The following is a 3,664-nucleotide window of genomic DNA, read 5'->3' as shown; positions in this document are numbered from 1 at the left end:
GTCCGCGCGGGTCACCAGCGTTGGATGGCCGGCGCCGGATGCGCGCCGCAGCTCGGCGACGATGCCGACCGTCTGCGCCGGCGTCTTGCCGGCGGCGTAGACGACCTCCGCATCGCCGGTGCGCAGCCCGCGGTGCGTGTCGACGCGGGCGTACCCAAGGTCGGTCCAGCCGTTGCCGTCGCCGAGCGGGCCGGCTGTGATGCGCGTCAGCGCATCGTGCGGCTCGACCGTGCCGGAAGCCACGGCTTCCAGCAGGAGCCGAACATCCGCCGTGTCCACGCTCCGACCCTACGGGGGCCGGTCGTCCCACGTCTGGATCAGGGGCGGCGCTGACAACTGATGTCGATTTTTGCCAACAGCCGAACAGCTGCGGCGACATTGCGATCATGGTTTTTGCGTCGATGGCCGCTGTGCCGTGCCGTGCCGTGCCGTGCCGTGCCGTGCCGAATCGAGAAGCGGGCGCGCACCCTGCGAGAGAGAATCCGACCATCTGATCATGATTTAGGCGATGGATGACCAGCTGGAGCCGGGCTCCCCTCATGCGCTCTGTCACGGGATCGTAGGATCGCCAAGGTGAGATCAGCAGATCCGGTCCGGGCGGACTCGGTCCGCAACCCGCTGGGCACGGCCGAGATTGCCGTGGTCACGCCGGCCCCTGACGTGGAGCCGCGGACGTGACCGCGCCGATCCGGCTGGCCTATCTGGGTCCCCCCGGCACATTCTCCGAGGCGGCGCTGCTCACGCTCGTGATCGCTCGTGGAGCGCGGCTTGATCCACTGCCGGACGTGGTGGCCGTTCTCGACGCGGTCCGTCAGGGTGACGCCGCGGCCGCCCTCGTCCCGTTCGAGAACTCGGTCGAGGGCTCGGTGTCGACCATTCTGGACGAGTTCGCTGTCGGCGCCCCCCTGCAGATCAAGGCCGAGGCCGTGATTCCCGTCCGGTTCGCCCTCCTGGGCAGGCCCGGTACGGGCCTCGACGCCGTACACACGGTTTCGAGCCATCCGCACGCTCAACCGCAGTGCCGTCACTGGCTCGGCAAGAACCTTCCCTACGCACGCTGGGAACCGGCGTTCAGCAATTCCGAGGCGGCTCGTCGCGTCCAGCTCGGCGAGGTCGACGCCGCACTTGCCGGCGCGTTTGCCGCCCCTCGTTACGGCCTGTCGGTGCTTGCCGACGACATCCAGGACGTCGACGGGGCGCAGACCCGTTTCGTGTTGGTCACCCTCCCGGGGGCGCCGCCGCCACCCACCGGCTCCGACCGCACCACAGTGGTGCTGTTCGAACGCGACGACCATCCTGGCGCATTGCTGGAGATGCTGACCGAGTTCGCCGTCCGGGGAATCAACCTGACCCGGCTGGAATCCAGGCCGACCGGTGCCGGCTTAGGCCGCTACTGCTTCTCGGCCGACTGCGAGGGCCACATAGCCGAGGCGCGGGTTGGCGAGGCGCTTTCGGCATTGCACCGCAGCTGCGCTGACGTCCGGTTCCTTGGTAGCTACCCGAGAGCGGATGGGCAGGTTACGGTCATACGGCCCGGCACGTCGGATGATGCTTTCCGCGGCGCGGCGGCCTGGCTTTCCAGGCTACGTGGGAATCATCACCCGGATGCCTGAGAGCGCGTGTGAGATCGTCATTCCGGCTCGCCGCGTCCAGACGCCCCCTGGCCGCGTTGTCGGCCACACCGAGACAACTCATCCGGTATCGCTTCGGCCTTCCACCTTGCCAGGGGGCGCCTGGACGCGGCTCACTGATCGAAAGCCCGATCTCACACACGCTCTGAGAAATGTGGCCCAACGGTTGTGCGGAGGACGTACTTTCACCGGAGGTAACAGTACGAGCGACCGGTAATAGTTGTGTGGATCAAGGAGTGGCGTGCGGGTGGATGGATCGCGAGGCGGCGGAGGGATGCGCTGGAGGTGCAGAGCGCCGACCGGCGAGCCGGGGTGCCCGTGCATCGCGCGGCAATGGCTGGGAAAGCGATGCCGCGTCCCCTATTGCCGGTCGCTCTTAGTGGTCGCCGGCGGCGACCACTAAGTTATCCTGAGTCAACACGTCAACTTATTGTGTGTGTGTCGTGGTCTGAGCGTGCCCTCTTCCCTGGGCGTATGTCGCGGCGCGCCTCCTCGGGTTACCTTGAGTCATATTCCTGACACTGAAAGAGATTGCAGGGCGCGGAAATGCCACATTGTGGCCTCACTGACAGGACACCAGGGAGTGCGTAGCCATGTCCCACGCTGACGAACTGTCCCCGTCAGCTTGCCCGGCCAGTCCCTGGCCGGCGGCTGTGGAAGCAGGGCAGCCAGTCCGGCCCGAGGAGCGGGCCGTTTCGATCCCGGCCACCCGCACACCACCAGACGATCATCCGGATTCCTATGTACTACCCGCCCCGGTGTCGCGGCCGGGTGAGGCCAGTCCTTCCGTGGATGATCGCCCGGTGTCCGACCCGCCGGCAGCCGACCGTTCAGATCATGATCCGCTGGCCGCTGGGTGGACCGGCACCGAGCGTGCGGCCCTGACCGGCCGTGTGGAGCACGAGTATCACGCTCTCCCCACGTCAATCGCTGATGCACCGCCAGCACCGGACCGCCGGCAGCTGCACCTCTATGCCGGGGTCACCGTGGTGGGTGTGCTCCTCAGCGATGGACAGCTCGCGGACGCGGTGGATGTACGTGCCGCGGCGCCGTCGCAGGTTGCGCTTGCGCACGCCGAGGAACGGCTGGCCGCTTTGCTGCGCGCTCACGAGCACACCTCGCCGGCGCATGTCGCGGCTCAGGCGGCTCGCCTGCGGCATGGCTTGGACAGTCTCGCGCGCGGTGCTTCCCTACGGGCCTCCGATGCCCGCCGGCTGCGGATTATTGCTGGCCGGATCACCGTCCTGCACGCCGATGCGGCGTTCAAACTGGGTACGGCCGACGCGGCACGTGCCCTGGCCGCGCAGGGATACGCGGACGGGCTGTGGGCGCAGGACGGCCCGTTGCAAGGATCAGCCCGCGAGATCGCAGCAGTGATCGAATTTTACGACGGCTGCCCGGACCGGGCCCTGCAACTTGCCCGGGACGGGCTGCGCCATGTCGGCGGCGGCCCGGTACGGGCGCGTCTGGTCTGCCAGGAGGCCCGAGCCCTTGCGGCGCTCGGCGACGTCCGTGCTGCCGCCCAGGCATTGGACACCGCTTATGATCTTGCTGACATGATTCCCGTGGAACAGTGGGGCTCGCCTGGGCCTGGCTTCGACACTTTCCATCCGGTGGAGGTCGCTTACAACGCAACCACGGCGTTGTGCCTGCTCAGGCGGCCTCGTGCCGCGGAGGAGCATGCACAGATCGCCATGCCCCGGCTGGACATGATGAATGCTCCCGGTTTCCGTTCGGTGATCCGATTGGATCTTGCATTGGCCCTGGTCCAGCAGGGACGGCTTGAGCTTGACCGGGTCTGTGCGCTGGCCACCGAGGCGGTCAGGATTTCCTGGGGGCGCACAGTGGCGTCCGCATCGAACCGGGCTGACGAGCTGCTGGCGATAACCCGGACGCACGGCGATGTCCGTGATGTGCGGGAGCTCGCGGCGTTCGTGCGTGAATGGCAACGGGAAGGCGGGACAAGCCGCGGGACCAGCCGCGAAGCCTTTTAGTGGTCGCCGCCGGACGTTCGTCCAGGGTCTGCCGGCGCC

The 3,664-nt window shown here is 67.7% G+C and carries 2 protein-coding genes and 1 pseudogene; 2 read left to right on the top strand and 1 reads right to left on the bottom strand.

The window, feature by feature from the left end:
* Nucleotides 1–279, bottom strand: a pseudogene (locus MJ783_RS22705) (1-(5-phosphoribosyl)-5-amino-4-imidazole-carboxylate carboxylase); the annotation flags it as partial.
* Between the two features lie 395 nt (nucleotides 280–674).
* Between MJ783_RS22705 and pheA the strand changes: the two are divergent.
* Both pheA and MJ783_RS22695 read left to right on the top strand, forming a co-directional pair.
* Nucleotides 675–1,613, top strand: a complete 939-nt coding sequence (gene pheA / locus MJ783_RS22700) for a prephenate dehydratase (protein ID WP_239313807.1) — start codon at nucleotides 675–677, stop codon at nucleotides 1,611–1,613.
* Between the two features lie 821 nt (nucleotides 1,614–2,434).
* Nucleotides 2,435–3,625, top strand: coding sequence for a hypothetical protein (locus MJ783_RS22695; protein ID WP_370651783.1), 1,191 nt, complete (start codon nucleotides 2,435–2,437; stop codon nucleotides 3,623–3,625).
* Nucleotides 3,626–3,664 lie beyond the last annotated feature (39 nt).

The sequence above is a fragment of the Protofrankia sp. Cj3 genome, assembly GCF_917627355.1.
GTDB lineage: Bacteria > Actinomycetota > Actinomycetes > Frankiales > Frankiaceae > Protofrankia.
Note: the sequence above shows the minus strand (reverse complement) of the source record. Positions and strands in the feature narration are given on the sequence as shown.